Annotated in this window: 16 protein-coding genes and 2 tRNA genes; 12 read left to right on the top strand and 6 right to left on the bottom strand. The window is 42.7% G+C overall.

The window, feature by feature from the left end; genetic code table 11:
* The first annotated feature begins 192 nt into the window (after positions 1 to 192).
* The 4 genes from rpsU to AC30SH_RS01915 all read left to right on the top strand — a co-directional run bounded on the left by rpsU (position 193) and on the right by AC30SH_RS01915 (position 4,434).
* The gene (gene rpsU / locus AC30SH_RS01930) at positions 193 to 408 is read left to right on the top strand and encodes a 30S ribosomal protein S21 (protein ID WP_005701713.1); all 216 of its coding nucleotides are present in this window, start codon (positions 193 to 195) and stop codon (positions 406 to 408) included.
* A 121-nt stretch (positions 409 to 529) separates the two neighbouring features.
* A complete protein-coding gene (gene dnaG / locus AC30SH_RS01925) occupies positions 530 to 2,290 on the top strand; it encodes a DNA primase (protein WP_109859618.1) in 1,761 nt (586 codons plus the stop codon).
* A gap of 75 nt (positions 2,291 to 2,365) precedes the next feature.
* Complete coding sequence (gene rpoD, locus AC30SH_RS01920; protein ID WP_109859617.1) at positions 2,366 to 4,231, top strand: RNA polymerase sigma factor RpoD; 1,866 nt, start codon at positions 2,366 to 2,368, stop codon at positions 4,229 to 4,231.
* Positions 4,232 to 4,357: 126 nt separating this feature from the next.
* Positions 4,358 to 4,434, top strand: a tRNA-Ile gene (locus AC30SH_RS01915).
* A gap of 13 nt (positions 4,435 to 4,447) precedes the next feature.
* On the opposite strand, the gene AC30SH_RS01910 is transcribed toward AC30SH_RS01915, so the two are convergent.
* From AC30SH_RS01910 to AC30SH_RS01900, 3 genes are all read right to left on the bottom strand, one after another.
* Positions 4,448 to 7,222, bottom strand: coding sequence for a TonB-dependent receptor domain-containing protein (locus AC30SH_RS01910; protein WP_212509929.1), 2,775 nt, complete (start codon positions 7,220 to 7,222; stop codon positions 4,448 to 4,450).
* A 247-nt stretch (positions 7,223 to 7,469) separates the two neighbouring features.
* The gene (locus AC30SH_RS01905) at positions 7,470 to 8,225 is read right to left on the bottom strand and encodes a DeoR/GlpR family transcriptional regulator (protein ID WP_109431940.1); all 756 of its coding nucleotides are present in this window, start codon (positions 8,223 to 8,225) and stop codon (positions 7,470 to 7,472) included.
* Between the two features lie 64 nt (positions 8,226 to 8,289).
* Complete coding sequence (locus AC30SH_RS01900; protein ID WP_212509930.1) at positions 8,290 to 9,165, bottom strand: rhomboid family intramembrane serine protease; 876 nt, start codon at positions 9,163 to 9,165, stop codon at positions 8,290 to 8,292.
* Positions 9,166 to 9,206: 41 nt separating this feature from the next.
* Between AC30SH_RS01900 and AC30SH_RS01895 the strand changes: the two genes are divergently transcribed.
* On the top strand, positions 9,207 to 9,521 hold the full coding sequence (locus AC30SH_RS01895; protein ID WP_109128229.1) for a DUF5389 domain-containing protein: 315 nt from the start codon (positions 9,207 to 9,209) through the stop codon (positions 9,519 to 9,521).
* On the opposite strand, the gene glpE is transcribed toward AC30SH_RS01895, so the two are convergent.
* Complete coding sequence (glpE, locus tag AC30SH_RS01890) at positions 9,518 to 9,844, bottom strand: thiosulfate sulfurtransferase GlpE (protein ID WP_212509931.1); 327 nt, start codon at positions 9,842 to 9,844, stop codon at positions 9,518 to 9,520. The genes AC30SH_RS01895 and glpE overlap by 4 nt on opposite strands.
* A 392-nt stretch (positions 9,845 to 10,236) precedes the next feature.
* Between glpE and AC30SH_RS01885 the strand changes: the two genes are divergently transcribed.
* The 6 genes from AC30SH_RS01885 (at position 10,237) to serA (ending at position 14,827) form a co-directional block, all read left to right on the top strand.
* The gene (locus tag AC30SH_RS01885; RefSeq protein ID WP_212509932.1) at positions 10,237 to 10,566 is read left to right on the top strand and encodes a ComEA family DNA-binding protein; all 330 of its coding nucleotides are present in this window, start codon (positions 10,237 to 10,239) and stop codon (positions 10,564 to 10,566) included.
* 122 nt (positions 10,567 to 10,688) lie between these two features.
* Positions 10,689 to 11,288 (top strand): RdgB/HAM1 family non-canonical purine NTP pyrophosphatase, encoded by a 600-nt coding sequence (gene rdgB / locus AC30SH_RS01880; protein WP_212509933.1) that lies wholly within the window; start codon positions 10,689 to 10,691, stop codon positions 11,286 to 11,288.
* 42 nt (positions 11,289 to 11,330) lie between these two features.
* Complete coding sequence (locus AC30SH_RS01875) at positions 11,331 to 11,654, top strand: YbjQ family protein (RefSeq protein WP_212509934.1); 324 nt, start codon at positions 11,331 to 11,333, stop codon at positions 11,652 to 11,654.
* A complete protein-coding gene (gene hemW, locus AC30SH_RS01870) occupies positions 11,654 to 12,823 on the top strand; it encodes a radical SAM family heme chaperone HemW (RefSeq protein WP_489582034.1) in 1,170 nt (389 codons plus the stop codon). Before AC30SH_RS01875 ends, hemW begins: the two co-directional genes overlap by 1 nt.
* 95 nt (positions 12,824 to 12,918) lie before the next feature.
* Positions 12,919 to 13,575, top strand: a complete 657-nt coding sequence (gene rpiA, locus AC30SH_RS01865) for a ribose-5-phosphate isomerase RpiA (RefSeq protein ID WP_489582033.1) — start codon at positions 12,919 to 12,921, stop codon at positions 13,573 to 13,575.
* A gap of 19 nt (positions 13,576 to 13,594) precedes the next feature.
* Positions 13,595 to 14,827 carry a phosphoglycerate dehydrogenase gene (serA, locus tag AC30SH_RS01860; RefSeq protein ID WP_489582032.1) on the top strand — a complete coding sequence of 411 codons (1,233 nt, stop codon included), beginning with the start codon at positions 13,595 to 13,597 and terminating at the stop codon, positions 14,825 to 14,827.
* 66 nt (positions 14,828 to 14,893) lie between these two features.
* Here the strand turns inward: serA and AC30SH_RS01855 are convergent, their stop codons facing one another.
* Positions 14,894 to 15,535 (bottom strand): bifunctional 4-hydroxy-2-oxoglutarate aldolase/2-dehydro-3-deoxy-phosphogluconate aldolase, encoded by a 642-nt coding sequence (locus AC30SH_RS01855; protein WP_489582031.1) that lies wholly within the window; start codon positions 15,533 to 15,535, stop codon positions 14,894 to 14,896.
* Between the two features lie 30 nt (positions 15,536 to 15,565).
* Positions 15,566 to 17,314, bottom strand: a complete 1,749-nt coding sequence (dauA, locus tag AC30SH_RS01850) for a C4-dicarboxylic acid transporter DauA (protein WP_489582030.1) — start codon at positions 17,312 to 17,314, stop codon at positions 15,566 to 15,568.
* 156 nt (positions 17,315 to 17,470) lie between these two features.
* Here dauA and AC30SH_RS01845 point away from each other — a divergent pair.
* Positions 17,471 to 17,560: transfer RNA gene (locus tag AC30SH_RS01845), tRNA-Ser, on the top strand.
* The last annotated feature ends 60 nt before the right edge of the window (positions 17,561 to 17,620 follow it).

Here is a 17,620-nt window from a genome sequence, read left to right as displayed (position 1 = left end):
CGAATTTTACCTTTTTTACAAGGGTTTAACCAGTTTATCAAAACGGATTTCAGGAAAAGGTGAATCTTCCCTTTACTTTTCCTGTTAAGTTGGATTAAAATTGCGACCTTTATTGAATCTGCCACGACTTGTGGCAACAAGTAAAATTTAAATTGCAATTAAATTAATTAAACTCATTGAGGTGATTGGCTTATGCCTGTAATTAAAGTTCGTGAAAATGAATCCTTTGACGTAGCATTACGTCGTTTCAAACGCTCTTGCGAAAAAGCTGGTATCTTAGCGGAAGTTCGTGCTCGTGAATTCTACGAAAAACCAACGACAATTCGTAAACGTGAAAATGCAACTCGCGCAAAACGTCACGCAAAACGCGTTGCTCGTGAAAACGCTCGCAATACACGTTTATACTAATTAGCAGTATTTTTAACTCGAGTTATAAAAACCGTGAATCTTCCAAGGCTCACGGTTTTATTTTCTCTCAATCTCATCAGTTAGGCTCATATTTCGTTCACAATAAGAGGCAAAATACTCGATGAAAGGTTCCATTCCCCGCATATTTATAGACGATATTTTAACCAAAATTAACATCGTCGATTTAATTAATTCCCGCGTAAAACTGAAAAAAGCCGGCCGTGATTATCAAGCCTGTTGCCCGTTTCACCATGAAAAAACGCCTTCTTTTACCGTCAGCGATAAAAAGCAGTTTTATCATTGTTTCGGTTGTGGTGCGCATGGCAATGCTATTTCCTTTTTGATGGAATACGACAAGCTGGAATTTGTGGAAGCGGTGGAAGAACTGGCAGGCTTTCTCGGCTTGGAAATTCCCTACGAAAAACGACCGCACTTTAACGATAACGGCAAGCAAGTTGGCTATCAAACCAAGCGTAATCTGTACGAACTTATGCAGGAGATTGCTAAGTTTTATCAGCAACAATTGCCGTTAAATATTCCTGCACAAAGTTATCTGCAACAGCGTGGTTTATCTGCGGAAATCATTGAACGTTTTCAAATCGGTTATGTGCCAAACGCCATGGATACCGTTTATCGTCAATTTGGTAAAACACGTGAAGAGCAACAAAAACTGTTCGATTTAGGCATGTTGTCGCGCAATGATCGCGGCAATGTGTACGACAAATTCCGCAATCGAATTATGTTCCCAATTCGCGATCGTCGCGGGCGCACCGTGGCTTTCGGCGGACGCGTGTTAACCGATGAAAAACCAAAATACTTAAACTCACCGGAAACCGTCACCTATCACAAAGGCAGCGAGCTCTACGGTTTATTTGAAGCGCTACAAGCGGATGATTCACCACAAAAATTACTGGTTGTAGAGGGCTATATGGATGTGGTGGCACTCGCCCAATTCGGGGTGAATTACGCTGTGGCCTCGCTTGGCACCTCCACTACCTCGGAACAAATTCAATTACTTTTTCGCTCCACGGAACAAGTCATTTGTTGTTATGACGGCGATCGCGCCGGGCGTGATGCAGCATGGCGTGCACTGGAAAATGCGTTGCCTTATATGGAAGATGGTCGCCAACTGAAATTTATCTTTTTACCTGATGACGAAGACCCGGATAGTTTCATTCGTCAATACGGTAAGCAAGGCTTCGAGGAATACATTGAGAACGCACAATCTTTAAGTGAATTTTTGTTCGCTCACTTAACTCCAAAAGTGGATTTTTCCTCCAAAGAAGGCAAAGCGAAACTTGCCGCACTGGCAATTCCGCTGATTAAACAAATTCCGGGCGATGTGTTACGTTTGGATTTACGCAATATGCTTGCCAAGAAATTAGGTATTCTAGATCCCGCACAACTTGAAAGTTTGATGCCTAAGCAGGCAAAACAGGAAAATGAACCTGTAACACAAGGGATTCAATTTAAGCCCACCCCCATGCGTATTTTAATCGCGTTATTGTTACAAAACCCAGAGCTGGTGAAATTCGTACCAGATTTGGAGCCGCTCAAAAATTTGGACGAGCCGGGCTACGATTTACTTGCAGAATTGACCGCACTTTGCCGCGAAAAAGTGGGCATCAGTGCAGGGCAGTTACTGGAGCACTGGCGTGATACAAAACAACAAAAAACACTTGAAAAACTACTGGCGTGGAACCACTTGATTGAAGACGATAAGATCGAGGACACGTTCCGCGAAACATTACGTTACTTTTACCTGCAACTGGTTGATAAACGCATCCATTGGCTCATCGCTAAAGATCGTGCGGAAGGATTGGATCTCAACGAGAAAAAAGAGCTTTCACATTTGTTGGTAAAAAAACAAGAAAAGAAATAGTTAAACCTGAGTAAGAATGTTAGAATCCCTAGCATTTTATCTTCTCCAAATAAGTAAGCAAGGCGGATATCAAATATGGATCAAAATCCACAATCTCAATTGAAACTACTCATCGCTCAAGGGAAAGAGCAAGGTTATTTAACCTATGCTGAGGTGAATGACAGCCTCCCTGAAGAATTAGTCGATGCGGATCAAATTGAAGATATTATTCAGATGATCAACGACATGGGGATTCAAGTGTTGGAAACCGCACCGGATGCGGATGATCTAATGCTCAATGAAAATATCACCGATGAAGATGTCGTTGAAGAAGCGACCCAAGTATTATCCAGCGTAGAAGCAGAACTCGGTCGCACGACTGACCCGGTACGTATGTATATGCGCGAAATGGGTAGCGTAGAATTGCTCACCCGTGAAGGTGAAATTGATATTGCTAAACGAATTGAAGAAGGCATCAACGAAGTTCAAAGCGCTATTGCCGCTTACCCTGAAGCCATTACCTATCTCATTGAACAATATGATTTGGTAGAAAGTGGTGGCGTTCGTTTAGCTGACCTAATTACCGGTTTCGTGGATCCAAACGTATTAAGCGAATCAGAAACCGCAGAATTAGATGAATTCCAGTCAGAAGAAGGCGAAGAAAACGTTGCTGCAGCTGAAATTGATGATGAAAGCGAAGACGAAGAAGATAGCGAAGAAAGCGCCAGTGACGACAGCGATAGCGATAACAGCATTGATCCTGAAGTAGCACGTGAAAAATTCACCGCACTTAGACAACAACATCAAAAAACCCTAGAAATCATTGCAAAACACGGTCGAACCGGCAAAAAAGCGAAAGATGAAATTCAGGCATTATCTGATATATTCACTCAGTTCCGCTTAGTGCCGAAACAATTCGATACGTTAGTGCTCTCCATGAGAGATGTGATGAAACGTGTTCGTCATCAAGAGCGTCTGATTCAACGCCTTGTGGTGGATAACGCTAAAATGCCAAAATCCAATTTCCAAAAAAGCTTTATCGGCCACGAAACCAGCGATGTATGGTTGGTAAAAGCCCTTTCCGCCGGGAAGTCTTGGTCTGAAAAACTCGCCCAGTATGAAAATGAATTGCGCCAAGCGATTGCTCATTTAGTTCAAATTGAACAAGACACGCAGTTGACTATTCCGCAAATTCGAGAAATTGGTGAACGTATCTCACAAGGTGAACTCAAAGCCCGCCGTGCGAAAAAAGAAATGGTGGAAGCAAACCTTCGTTTGGTGATTTCCATTGCCAAAAAATACACCAACCGTGGCTTACAATTCCTTGATTTAATTCAAGAAGGCAACATCGGTTTAATGAAAGCCGTAGATAAATTTGAATACCGTCGTGGTTACAAATTCTCAACTTATGCCACTTGGTGGATTCGTCAGGCAATTACCCGTTCTATCGCAGACCAAGCACGTACTATTCGTATTCCGGTGCATATGATTGAGACCATCAACAAACTCAATCGTATTTCTCGCCAAATGTTACAAGAGATGGGACGCGAAGCTACACCGGAAGAATTAGCGGAACGCATGGGCATGCCGGAAGACAAAATCCGTAAAGTGCTGAAAATTGCCAAAGAACCGATTTCCATGGAAACCCCAATCGGTGATGACGATGATTCCCATTTAGGTGATTTCATCGAGGACTCTACCTTAGAGCTTCCTCTGGACTCTGCCACCGCACAAAGCTTAAAAGCCGCGACACACGAAGTGTTGGAAGGCTTAACGCCGCGTGAAGCGAAAGTGCTTCGTATGCGTTTCGGTATCGACATGAACACCGATCACACATTAGAAGAAGTCGGCAAACAATTTGACGTGACCCGTGAGCGTATTCGTCAAATCGAAGCAAAAGCACTACGCAAATTACGCCACCCGAGCCGTTCCGAAACTTTACGCAGTTTCTTGGACGAGTAATTTTTAATACAAGAAAAAAGGATAAGTCAAAAGGCTTATCCTTTTTTGTTTAAATTAAACACACACAAGATGGCGTGGCTAGACTTTAACCCGATATTTCCCTATAATCCCACCGCAACTCTTACCGCCCCCATAGCTCAGTCGGTTAGAGCAGTCGACTCATAATCGATTGGTCACAGGTTCAAGTCCTGTTGGGGGCACCACCCTAAATTTCCTCTAAAATTGATAACTCAAGCTGAACACGATGGTTCGTCCTCTAGCATAGTTATTTAAAATGGATTGTGTTTTTCCGCCATGGTCATCCGTATGGCATAATTCTCCCGGTGAGCAAGGCTGTGATGGTGCGCTACTTACGCTACTGTAATAACGTTGTGTTGCCGCATCGTTACCGGCATCCAGCGGATCAATATACTTCTTATCAAACAGATTCTGAATTTCTGTTTTTAAAACCAGATTTTCAATCGGCTCATAACTGACATATAAATCAAAAATCAACGGCTGTTTTTCAATGGTTTCCGTTTCTTTAATTGCATGATGGCCACGTCTTAAGGCATTCTTCTCAAATGCGGTACCATCAATATACCGTTCCTCAATGGAAGCACGTTTACTTTCACCGTAATAGCGAACTGCACCGCCGACCGTTAATTTCCGATCAAACCAACGGCTACCAAGCTCAAGGCGACCATAATCTCTTGGTAACGCAGAAATTCGAGTCAAACCGTAACCTTGTTTTAAAATATCTTCTTTTGACGCATTATTCGGACGAGGGCTGGCATCACTATAATTGGTTGGCTGATTGGTTCTTTGATAAGCGTACGAGAGATTCGTAAAGAATCTACCCATATCATAATTTAACTCTAATTCCACACCGCTCTTTTTCACCGTTTTAGCATAATTACGGTGTGCAATGGTAAATTGAAAACCGTTACTTTCTGCCCAAGTAGGCGCACCGCCTTGCCACCATTCGCCCCAAACATTATGAATATAATTTTTAATGTCACTACGATACCCGACGACTTTTATTCCTAGCACATCATCATTTCTCCAAACACCTTCCTTAAAGGTATTAAAACCCAATTGATAAGTCGAAGCACGCTCCGGTTTTAAATGAGTATTAACACCCGCATCGGAGACTTGAGAAAAATACATTTCCTGAATATTTGGCATACGGTTCGTTCTGGCATAGCCCACGAAAGGCATAAAGTAGTCATGAAGACGCGCACTGAAAATCGCAGAATGGTTTATTGCTGTTTTGTGGCCGGCTCTTCTTTCTAAGGGTTCATAAATTTGACAACCGCCGTTAGGATCACAATATTTTTTATAAATTTGAGAATCCTTGCCAAAAGCTTTTTCAAAATCTTCCGGAGAATTATAGTAACCCGCGTATTCGCCATTAAATTTATACTTAATCAAATTCACACTGTAATCCAGCTGATAGATATCACGAGTCAGTGACGTATCTAAATAAAAGGTCTGAAACTTTTGTTCACCGGAAGGCTGCAAGATACTCGATTTTTGTGGCAAAAGCCCTTTTGAACCTTTATAACGTCCAAGGAAATCGTATAAACCACCCTGCTGCGAAGAACCGTCATAAAATAAGCTAAGCTCTTCAGGGAATCGATTTTTGCTATATTCATTTTTGAAGAAGTTAAAACCTAAGATAGTTTTTAAATCAACGTCTTTTGGCAAGGTAAATCTGTAACTGTTACTGATGTCAAAAATATTAGCTGTATTTTTCGTTTCTAAATATTTCAATACTTCCCAGCCGGTAAACCGTGAACCTTGCGGATATTTGGATTTGCCCACGTTATGCGCTAACAACACATTCATATCAACATAGCCATTATCATTGAAGTTATAGTTAAGTTGATAATTACGGTTTTCAATTTTGCGAGTACCAATAGCATTATCCAAAGCACGTAATTGTAGATTTAACGTATGGCGATCGTCAGCATATTCAAACTTGACTAAATGACTATGAGCGCTTTGACGAATACTGCTTGGATCCAATGGCGCCAAACGATATTGGTCGTTATTGCGCTCAAAAGCCGCGTTAGTTTCATCAATTTGTTTTTGTAATTCAGGAGAGTGTTCCGGATCCTGTAAAATTCGTCTTCGCTCCGCATTACGATAATAACTGCAAGGATAGGCCTCCGGTTGAGATGGTGTGGGGGCATTACAAGCCCACATATTTTTATTCATATCCGGCATCCAACGGCCTTTAGCGTGATCAAACACAAACCCGGCTTCGGTAAATTCTTTCTTTTTTTGTTGTTGTAAAAAATCATCGCCTACATCCGCGATTTTCTGACCACCTCCGCCGATTTTATAATCTTGCGAGACTTCTCGGCGACTATATCCATATAACATGCCCATATAACCGCCGTTATCCAACCATTTTCGGGTAGCTGCCATCGCCATATAGTTGGATTTTGTTGCATTGGTGCCGGTCATCCCTTTGATAATAAAACCAATATTCTTATCCCCTACAATCACATCATTGACGCCCAATGTTCTGAAATTTGCCGAGCCATACAAAGAATTCACACCGTTTGTACCACTAAAGTTTCCCTTCGTTAAATCAATGCCGGCAATAAAATTCGGATCTAAGGATGCGCCAAATTGAGAATTACCACCAGCTTGCCCGGAATCCATTGAAGTGGAATAAAATGTTTGTGTAACACCATCCACCATAGTATTTGCCCGCCCAAAACCAGTTTCTCCACGAATATTTAACGACAAGACGCCGGAGCCTTTATCTTGTTGGGTAAATGCGCCCGGCATACTACGAACAACGTTATCAATGTTTTGTGTTTCTTTAAAAACATGTTCTCGCGTGCTTTTCGCTTTCGCTTCAGTAAACGGTTTTTTCTCATTAGCAATGATTCTTTCAACCACGTCAATTTGATCTAATTGCTCTTCAGCATAGGCAATGTTGATCACATTAAACACACAAAGTGTTATTACATTAAATTTGATGGCGTTACGCATTTTTCTCCTCAAGATCCTAATAAAAGTTTTTATCCAATAAAAAACAACATCACAAATAAACAAGCAATGACATACATAAAAATTTATGACTACGTATATTTATCCATTTTTGATGATGGACTTATTTTAAGTTGAAAAATAAGATATAAGCAAATAAAAAATAAAAGGAGAGGAAAGAGAAATAAAAAAAGTGCGGTGAAAATCCACCGCACTTTTTACTGAAAATGAAAGGAAAGCGAGTTAAACGCTAGCAAACAACAAGATTGACGTTCTTATTTTTTAATAACTCATCAATGCTTGGCGGGACATCCGAATCGGTGAACACATACTCTACATCTGTAATGGAGCCCAGTTTGACCATCGCGCGTCGACTAAACTTAGAATGGTCTGTTACCAACAAGGTATTACGGGAATTTTCAATGATCGCCCGTTTTACTTGTACTTCATGATAATCGTAATCCAACAACGTACCGTCCAAATCAATGGCGCTGATACCTAAGATCCCGAAATCCAAACGGAACTGTGATAAAAACTCCACCGTTGACTCACCGATAATGCCGCCGTCTTGACGCAAAGACCCACTGGCGATGGTGATATCAAAAGAGTCATTTTGCATGAGAATATGTGCCGCGTTGAGGTTATTGGTCACAATACGCAGTTTTTGATGGGCTAATAAGGCAAAGGCAACCGCTTCAGAGGTCGTACCGATATCAATAAAGAGTGAAGCGCCGTTAGGAATAAGTTGCACCACTTGATTCGCAATGCGATTTTTTTCTTGAGAGAAAAAGTGTTTGCGATCGTGATAATCGCTATTTTCTGCGGTAGAAGGTGAGGCCGCGCCACCATGATGACGGCGAATCACGTTCGCTTCTGCCAGTTCATTTAAATCACGTCGAATTGTTTGGGGGCTCACATCAAATAACGCCACCAACTCATCTGTACTTAAATATCCTTTTTGTTTAACCAATTCGACAATTTTTTGATGACGAAGAGATTGTCTCATGTGTATTCCTTAGTTGTTAAAATAACACTTCGGACTGTTAATTTATCTTATTTTTACTCGAAGATCACGACTTTACGCGAATATTTCGATCCAAAAACGCCACTAACATTCCCACCAATAAACCGGAAATATGCGCTGTGTTCCCAATATTGATATCCACTAACGGGCCGGCAAAACCGAGCAAAATCCCCACCACTAACATATAAAAAAAGCCATCCGGCACTTCAAAATCGGTCTGTTTATTCAGTTTGTCCAATACAAACACATAGCCCAATACGGCGTACACCACGCCAGACAAACCGAAAAATGCCGGTCCGCTTGCGATATTTTGCGCCACGCCACTGACCACCCCGGCAAGTAGATAAATCTGAAGTAATTTAATGCTCCCTAACTGCCGTTCAATCGCTCCACCAAAAATCCACCACCAGGTGAGATTAAACAGAATATGCATATTGGATAAATGCACTAACGTATGGCTGAGATAACGCCAAATCTCGTCTTCTTGCCCCAGTTCAGCCGGGAAATGGGAGAGTAATAAAATAGGTTCGGCAAAACCTAAAAACATCAAAAGGTAAATCAAGGCACAAAGTGCGGTCAGAAAGACGGTTATTTTTTGCTGTTGGAAATAAGATAAAAAAGAAAAGCGACTATTTGCCTGAGAGTTAGCGGAAGGCACTTCATGAAAAACATTGAGTGGACTGGTGCCGTTTTGCCACGCTTGCGCATTTTTTCGGCCCAGCCATTCCATTAAAAAAACGTCGGTTTCCTGTTCAATCGCAAAAAAGTGCGGTGTGTTTTCCGATAGAAAAACATCATAGACGATCTTGCCCTGCGCATTTCGGTTTTCTTCAACAAGCACTTCCGCGTGATATTTCGTACGAATATGCGCCTGAAAATCACGCACTAAGTCAGGGATTTCACTACCAAACAAATGCTGCATTTGCTATATTCCTTTTCCAAAATTTAACCGATGGAGAAAAAATGAGAAATTCAAATTTGCCTCAAGGATTTAGCCCGTTCAGTTGGGCAATTGCTCTCTTTTGTTTGCCAATTTTACTTTGGCCTTTGGCACAATTGGTTTCACCGCATTTATTGAACAATCCGCACCTCAGCGACATTCAAGTCCGCGTCATGTCGATTTTTCTCTGGTGTTATCCATTGGCATTAGTCATCCTAGCGCGGATTTTTTATCGACTACATCAACGTAAACCAGCTTTTGCACGTCGAGGTTTAGCCTTAAGTGCGGTCATATTTTACGGCGTTTTAGGTTATATCATCGCCGTTGGATTTAATTAATATGCCGTTTCCAGCGGTAAGTTAGCGCCCACCCAAGCGGCGAATCCGCCTTGCACACTGTAAACCTTTTCATAGCCACGTTGCAGTAAAAACGTGGCAACACTGCGACTGCTCACGCCATGATAGCAACTCACCAGAATCGGCTGATCGTAGTCATATTCCGCTTCAAAATCCGGCCAAGTGTGTTCTGTTAAATTCACCGCACCTTGAGCATGAGAATAACTGAAGCACGCCGAATCCCGCACATCCGCCAACACAGCATTTTCATCCTTTTGTAACATTTCCCACGCTTGTTGTGGCGTGATTTCAATAAAATCTGTCATAACATTTTATTCATTAATACGTATTGAAGCTTATGTCGTAAGGTATTTAGCCGTATATATCAACAACGATGTTTAAGCACTACCTTTCAACATAAAGTAAAAATAGTAACGATTGACTTACGAATAAACGATTTTCTTCCAAATATCAGTATAAAAGGTGGGCAAAATTAACCTTTTTCAGCCAAAAACTCAACGTTTTTTTAACAAATAAAACAGCATTCAAAATCATCACCTCTGACAAAACCGCCCCTATTTCTACCGCACTTTTTTTTGTTTTGCGATCAAGCTCCCAAAAGTGCGGTCGTTTTCTCGTGCATTTTTTCGATTTTCGGCAAAGTACGCCCGTTGATTAATTCAACGTGTATTTAACTTTAGTCTGAAAAGGAATCACTATGAAAGTAATGAAACATCTTTTGGCTTCTCTGTTCGTGTTAGGAACGGTGTTTACCGGCACTGCCATGGCAACAGAAAAGGCGGCAGAACCTGCAGCACAAACAGAGCAAACTGCCGCAACGACCACCGTTAGCCAGAAAGTCAACATCAACACCGCCTCCGCCGCTGAAATTCAAAAAGCGCTTGTGGGTATCGGGGCGAAAAAAGCGGAAGCCGTTGTGCAATACCGTGAAAAACACGGCGCGTTTAGTGCTATCGAGCAATTATTAGAAGTGCAAGGCATCGGCAAAGCTACGCTCGAAAAAAATCGCGATCGCATCGCACTGTAATCTCTCTCCTCTACTTTGTTTTTATGTAAGACGAGGCAATGCGCCTCGTCTTTTTTATTGGGTGCGTTATAATACGAGGCATTTTTCAAAATGCACTTCACAAAACAAGTAAGAGAGCAAGCATGAAACAAAAAATTGTTTTAGCCACCGGCAATCAGGGTAAAGTCAGAGAAATGGCAGATGTGTTAGCAGATTTCGGTTTTGAGGTTATCGCCCAAACCGACTTAGGCATCGACAGCCCGGAAGAAACCGGCCTAACCTTTGTAGAAAACGCCATTTTAAAAGCCCGCTATGCAGCGGAAAAATCCGGTTTACCGGCGATTGCTGACGATTCCGGCTTAGTGGTTGAAGCGTTAAACGGCGCGCCGGGCTTATATTCCGCACGTTATGCCGGCGTAGATGGTGAACAGGCTGATGCGAAAAATCGTGAAAAATTGTTAGCGGAATTGGCGAATGTGCCAACCGAGCACCGCAGTGCGCAATTTGTTAGCACCATCGTGTTATTACAACATCCAACCGATCCGTCCCCGATTATTGCGCAAGGCGCATGTCACGGTGTCATTACTTTTGAAGAAAAAGGCGACAATGGCTTTGGTTATGACTCACTCTTTTTCAGCCCGGAGACAGGTTGCACCTTTGCCGAACTGGAAACTGCCGAGAAAAAGAAAATTTCCCACCGTGCCCGTGCATTAGCCGTACTTAAAGCCAAATTGGGCGCCTAAAGTGCGGTCAGTTTTCACAATGAATTTTAAGGAAAGTAAAAGATGATTATTACCACTACGCCTCACATCGAAGGCAAACAAATTGTCGAATATAAACAACTGGTGTTCGGCGAAGTGGTTGCCGGTTCGAATTTTATCCGCGACTTTTTTGCCGGCATTACCGACATTATCGGTGGACGCTCAGGCATGTATGAATCACGCATTACCAAATCGCGCAAAGAAGCGTTAGATGAAATGCAAAAAAATGCTCAAGCATTAGGCGCTAATGCCGTTGTGGGCGTAGAAGTTAATTACACCACCATCACCTCCGATGCCAAAAGCATGTTTATGATTGTGGCAAGCGGTACTGCGGTGGTCGTTCACTAATGATAACACCGCCGTTAAATCCGTTGCGGTTACCACCGCTGAGTTTATACATTCATATTCCCTGGTGTGTGCAAAAATGCCCGTATTGCGATTTCAACTCGCATGCGCAAAAAGGCACTATTCCCGAACAGGCGTATGTGCGCCATTTACTTGCTGACTTAGCAGCGGATTTATCGCGTTATCAGGAAAGCATACAACAGCGTCCGCTGCACTCAATTTTTATCGGTGGCGGCACACCGAGCCTATTTAGCGCAGAAAATATCGCGTTTTTATTACATCAAATCGAGCAACACATTCCTTTTGCACCTCATATTGAAATTACCCTCGAAGCGAATCCCGGTACGGCTGAAGCCGAACGTTTTTTAGGTTACGTACAAGCCGGCGTCAATCGTATTTCTATGGGCATTCAAAGTTTTTCTGATGAAAAATTGCAAAAATTGGGGCGTATTCATAATGCCGCCGAGGCGAAAAGTGCGGTAAGTTTTGCCCGTGTTTCTTCTCTGCGCAGTTTTAATTTAGATTTAATGCACGGTTTACCCAATCAAACCTTAAACGAAGCCTTAGCGGATTTGCGTCAAGCCGTTGAACTGGCGCCACCCCATTTATCTTGGTATCAACTCACTATCGAGCCGAATACGATGTTTGCCTACCATCCACCGAAATTGCCTGATGACGATGAATTGTGGGATATTTTTGAGCAAGGCCATCAGTTATTAACGGCTGCGGGCTATCAACAATATGAAACTTCAGCCTACGCCAAACCGGGCTTTCAGTGCCAACACAATTTAAATTATTGGCGCTTCGGCGATTATCTTGCCATTGGTTGCGGTGCACACGGCAAACTCAGTTTTCCAAACGGGAAAATTTTGCGTTACAGCAAAACCAAACACCCGAAAGGCTACATGCGCGGCGAATATTTATATGAAGAACGGGAAGTCCGCGCCGAAGATCGCCCGTTTGAATTCTTTATGAACCGTTTCCGCTTGTTGGAGGCCGTGCCAAAAAACGAATTTGAACAATTCACCGGCTTGTCATTAAGTGCGGTAGATAAGACGATGGCTTGGGCGCTGGATCAAAAATTCATCACGGAAACCGACCGCACTTGGCAAGTCACCGAGCACGGAAAACTGTTCTTAAACGAGCTATTAGAAGCCTTTTTGCCGGAATAACATATCTCTACTTGTTTATGCCAAGGAAACTGATTAAAGTAAACGCAATCGTTTACGCGATTTAACTGCGTAATTTTGTGATGTAAGGAGAAAAAATGAATCAACTTGAAATGAAAAAAATCGCCGCGCAAGCGGCTTTGCAATTTGTGAAGCCGGATATGATCGTGGGCGTGGGGAGCGGTTCGACCGTGAATTGCTTTATCAAAGCCTTGGGAACATTAAAAGATCAAATTAAGGGCGCGGTGGCAGCATCGAAAAATTCAGAAGCATTACTCCGCCAGCAAGGCATTGAAGTTTTCAGCACAAATGATGTCTCCGGTTTAGATATTTATGTGGATGGCGCTGATGAAATCAATCCGCAAAAAATGATGATCAAAGGCGGCGGCGCGGCATTGACCCGTGAAAAAATTGTGGCTGCACTTGCAAAAAATTTCATCTGCATCGTGGATAGCAGCAAACAAGTTGATGTGTTAGGCTCAACCTTCCCATTACCGATTGAAGTCATTCCAATGGCACGTTCACAGGTGGCACGTCAATTAGTCACACTTGGCGGCGCACCGGAATACCGCGAAGGCGTCGTGACCGATAACGGCAACATCATTTTAGATGTGCATAATTTTGCCATTATGAATCCGGTGGAAATGGAAAAAAAATTAAATAACATTGCAGGCGTCGTCACTAACGGGGTGTTTGCTTTACGCCCTGCAGACACCGTGATTATCGGCACACCGGACGGTGCAAAAATCATTTAAAAAATAATTGGAGACAAATATGACATCAAAAGTTTCATTAGATAAAAATAAAATCAAATTTGTGTTGTTGGAAGGTGTTCACCAAAGCACACTAGACACCTTGCACGCCGCAGGTTACACCAACATTGATTATTACAAAAAAGCGTTGGACGGCGATGAATTAAAAGAAGCCATCAAAGATGCCCACTTTATCGGCTTACGTTCGCGCACCCATTTAACCGAAGAAATGATTGCAGCCGCACCAAAATTGATCGCCATCGGCTGTTTCTGTATCGGCACCAACCAAGTGGATTTAAATGCGGCGAAAGTACGCGGCATTCCGGTCTTTAATGCGCCGTTCTCCAATACGCGTTCTGTGGCAGAATTAGTGTTAGGTGAAATCCTATTATTAATGCGCAACATTCCGCAAGCCAATGCGGACGTACACCGCGGTTTATGGAATAAATCGGCTGTAGGTTCACACGAAGTACGTGGCAAAAAATTAGGGATCGTGGGTTACGGCCATATTGGTTCACAACTGAGTATTATTGCCGAATCCATGGGCATGGATGTTCACTTCTATGACATTGAAAACAAACTGCCTCTTGGCAACGCCAAACAAGTTCGTAGCTTGGAAGAATTACTTGGTTCTTGTGATGTCATTTCCCTGCACGTACCTGAATTGCCATCTACCCGCAATTTAATCAGCGCAGAACGTATTGCCCAATTAAAACAAGGTGCCATTTTAATTAACGCAGCACGTGGCACCGTCGTAGACATTGATGCATTAGCTAAAGCATTAGAAGAAGGCAAAATACGCGGTGCGGCAATCGATGTATTCCCGGAAGAACCGGCATCCATTAACGAAGAATTTATTTCCCCATTACGCAAATTCGATAATGTGATCTTAACGCCGCACATCGGTGGTTCTACCGCGGAAGCACAAGAAAATATCGGATTTGAAGTCGCCGGCAAATTTGTGAAATATTCCGACAACGGCTCAACCTTGTCTTCCGTTAACTTCCCGGAAGTGTCTCTACCGGAACACGAAGGCTCTAAACGCTTGTTGCACATTCATGAAAACCGCCCAGGTATCTTGACCAAAATTAACCAAATTTTCGTTGAAGCCAATGTCAATATCGCTGCGCAATATTTACAGACCGATCCGAAAATCGGCTATGTTGTCATTGATGTGGAAACCGACGATTCCGCACCATTGATCGATAAATTGCGTCATATTGAGGGCACAATTCGCACTCGCGTATTGTTCTAAAAATAAAAAAGTGCGGTGGATTTAAAAACATATTTAAAATCCACCGCACTTTTTTGTTGCCTTTAACTAGGAATTAACCCATTCCACAACATCTTTTGTTAATCGCCCAATTTCCTGCCAATTTTTCGCATTAATCAGATTCTTCTCAACAAACCAAGAACCACCACACGCCAATACATTTGGAATCGCCAAATACGCCTTAACATTCTGCATCCCGATGCCACCTGTAGGCATGATGTCTAACTGAGAATAAGGCCCCAACAAGGCTTTGATCATTTTCACCCCACCCGAGGCTTCCGCAGGAAAGAACTTCACGGTTTCGATCCCCATGTCTAATGCTGCTTCAATAGCCATCGGATTATTCACTCCCGGTGTGATCGGCAAGTCTAAATCTTGGCATAATTGCACAATTTTCGGATTCAACCCTGGTGTAACCACAAAATCAGCCCCACTGTTTTTCGCGGCGACAACCTGCTCAGCGTTTAACACTGTTCCAGCAGCAATCAAAAAGTCCGGTCGCTGTTGACGTAATAAACAAATCGCTTCTGCAGCAGCAGATGAACGAAATGTAATTTCCGCTACCGGTAAACCATTGTTTGCTAACGTATCTGCCAAAGGCAAAATATCTTCTGCTCGATCCAAAGCAATCACCGGTACGACTTTAAGTTCGCGAAGTTGCTCGGTAATTTGGGCTAACGTCAAAGACATACTCTCTCCTTTTTTATCTTTTATTACCGGCTATTGTTTAATTTCAATGCCTTCGAACTCCCGAATTTTATTTAGCGCATCTGCCAAATCCGCCGTGAAATTAATTTGTTTAATTTCCGGCAAGCTACCGGATTTCACGATAGTACGTAACGGTTGGAATTGCATATTGCACATATAAAGCTGTTGATGTGGGAGCATATGTTGCACAAAACGTGTAAGTGCGTGAATACCCCCAGTATCCAATACCGTCACCGCATCGCATTGTAAAACAATGTGTTTAATTTCGTGGTCGGTGTGCACGGTCTTATCATGTAAATCAGCAAATAAATTATCTGCTGCAGCGAAAAAGAGCGGTCCGCTAATACGATAAATTAAGACATCATCTAAATCCTCCGGCACAGCAATGCTGATGGATTTGGTCATTTCAGCGATGGTGCGAATAAACAGCAAGCTTGCCAACAACACGCCCACAGAAATGGCGATCACCATGTCGAATAACACGGTCAATACCAAGCAAACCAATAACACGGTGATTTCATTACGCCCGGAGCGACGAATTAACTGAATAATTTGTGGCAAGTCCGCCATGTGCCAAGCCACCACCAGCAATAATGCTGCCATAGACGACAACGGCAAATAAGAAAGCGCCGGCGCAAAAAATAACAAGGCAAACAGCACTAATAGCGCATGCACCACGCCGGAAAGTGGTGACACCGCACCAGATTTAACGTTAACGGCTGAACGGGCAATTGCCGCAGTGGCGGTAATACCACCGAAGAACGGTGATGCGATATTGCCTAATCCTTGCGCCAATAATTCGTTATTGGAATGGTGCTTGGTGTCCGTCATGTTATCTAACACAACAGCACATAAGAGAGATTCAATGGCACCTAAAACCGCCATTGAGAACCCTGCAGGAAGCAGTCGTTGAATGGTATCGAAATTCCAGTCAATTACGTTGCCATGAAGATCAGGAATATTCCACGGCAGTACAAATTCAGGCAAAACATTTGGAATACCAAAACCTGTGCTGCCATCGGAAAGCGTATATTGGAATTCGGTTCCGATCGTCGCCACAGAAAAGCCAAAATGAGTTAAGCCTAAAGATAATAAAGTCGCAATAATGACTGCCGGTAAATGACCCGGAATCGGTAAACGAAGTTTATGCCATTGGGTTAATACGATGAGTGTGATAATGCCTACTGCGGTATCCGCCCAGCTGATACTTGAAAGTGCGGTCAAAATAACTTGTACTTTTTCAAGGTAATGAGAAGGCATCTTTTCAATACTTAAACCGAGAAAATCCTTAATTTGCAACGTGGCAATCACAATACCGATCCCCGATGTAAAACCGAGTGTCACCGGCAACGGGATATATTCAATTAGTCGCCCTAAACGGAACAGCGCCATTAATACTAAAATAATGCCTGACAATAATGTCGCCATCAACAAGCCACTTAGTCCGAATTGTTGCGTCACAGGATATAAAATGACTACAAATGCGGCGGTAGGCCCCGAAATATTAAAACGGGATCCCCCCGTTAACGCAATAATCATTCCCGCAATAATTGCCGTGTACAAACCATGTTGCGGCGGCACACCACTGGCAATCGCCAATGCCATGGAAAGCGGAATAGCAATAATCCCCACAGTCAAACCGGCAATAATATCTTTAACCAAATGACGGGAGCTATAGCCCGCGTGAAAGCTGTCTTTCAACGCACTGAAAGGTTTCACCGCAAGAAACACATTTTTAGAAAGAAACCATTTTTTTAACATAATTCATAATCGTAGATGAGAAATTGAATGGAATAACCATGAGTGGATGCTTATTTTACCTGATTATTGGCGAAATTTTTATCGTCTGATGGGGCAAATCACAAAAATACTTGACGAGGCTCAATGAAATCCTTATAGTTCGCACGTCCTAATCACGGTGAGATGTCCGAGTGGTTGAAGGAGCACGCCTGGAAAGCGTGTATGTGGGAAACTGCATCGAGGGTTCGAATCCCTCTCTCACCGCCATTCTTAATGAATTTTCTTTTTTAATCTTTATTTGTTCCAATCTATTTCAGTTATACTGAG

Source organism: Aggregatibacter sp. HK296, assembly GCF_980469475.1.
The sequence above is the reverse complement of the archived record's forward strand: the minus strand, read 5'-3'. Positions and strand labels throughout refer to the sequence as shown.